The organism is Rahnella sp. JUb53 (assembly GCF_004346065.1).
Classification (GTDB): Bacteria; Pseudomonadota; Gammaproteobacteria; order Enterobacterales; family Enterobacteriaceae; genus Rahnella; species Rahnella variigena.
In genome coordinates this window covers 1-1,091 of sequence record NZ_SLYT01000033.1, presented here as the reverse complement: position 1 = coordinate 1,091, position 1,091 = coordinate 1, and the positions used below count along the sequence as shown (strand labels likewise).

The 1,091-nt window shown below is 56.2% G+C and carries 1 protein-coding gene; it reads right to left on the bottom strand.

What is annotated here, in order from left to right:
* Positions 1 to 1,091, bottom strand: a 1,091-nt coding sequence (locus EC840_RS25185; protein ID WP_132967462.1) for a fimbria/pilus outer membrane usher protein, incomplete at both ends; no start/stop codon positions are given.

The window sequence follows — 1,091 nt, the reverse complement described above, 5'->3', positions numbered from 1 at the left end:
ACGAAACGCGTATCCGTGACAACGTCCACGCGATCGCCCAGCGAAGCGGTATTGAGCCTCACCGAATTTCTCTGATAGGGCGTCAGATAAGGCACCACGGCGTAGCCGCCCCCGTCCGTATATATGCCGGTATTGTTTTCTACCTTCACCCCGGACGCCCTGTCCGCTCTGACCAGAGCAAGGGTATCCCCCAGTGGCTGGGAGAAGGTTACGCCATAGGGATGAACCACCACTCCGCCCATCGCCCCGTAGTTGAGCTGCCGTGAAGACTGGGCATAGTTATAGCCCGCCGTATATTCACCAAATCTGGCCTTGTAATCTGCCGAGGCACTCCCTGACGTTCCGTTGCCATCACTGCCGTACCCCTGCTGAACGCTATAGCTGAGCGTATTATCGGCCAGCGCACTGCCCGATATCCCCGCGGAAGACACGGTTTGACCACGACTGGCCTGATTTGCCGACAGGTTAAGCATGCTTTTAGGCAGAAAACGGTCAAGGGGTATCTGAACGGCCACCGATATCACCCTGTCAGTCTGGCTGTAATAAGGGGACTCTGCCCATGAGTAGTTCAGCGAATAGTTGATACTGTTGCGGCTGATGTTATAGCCAGCCGCGAGGTTGCTTTCTCTTCCGCTGACACCCCAGTACTGTTGCTGGTAGGCAGAGAGATAGAGGCTGCCGTAGTTGCCCATCGTCTGGTTGACGTTGAGCTGCGCACGGCTGCGCTTGTTGTGCTGGTAGCGCCACGTCGCATATGCACGCTGTTCAGCCTCCAGTTCGGACTCTGTCAGCCCTTCGTCTGATTGATTCTGAGGGCGCGAGTCGTAAAAACCGTTAGCTTCGTTGAAGTCCAGATACCCGGATGTCGAATAGCGGTATCCTGCGAGCGTGAATGTGGTCCCGCTTTCAGTAAAGTCCTTCGAGTACTGAAAGCGTAATGAAGCCCCACGTCGGTCAAGTTTATCCAGCCGCGCCCTCGCCCAGGTGGCATCAATCGAGACAGAGCCCAATCCCCCCAGTCCTTTCCCTAACCCCACGCTTCCCGCAAGGTAATCTTGCGAGGTGAGGGTTCCACCGTAAAGCGTTGTGGA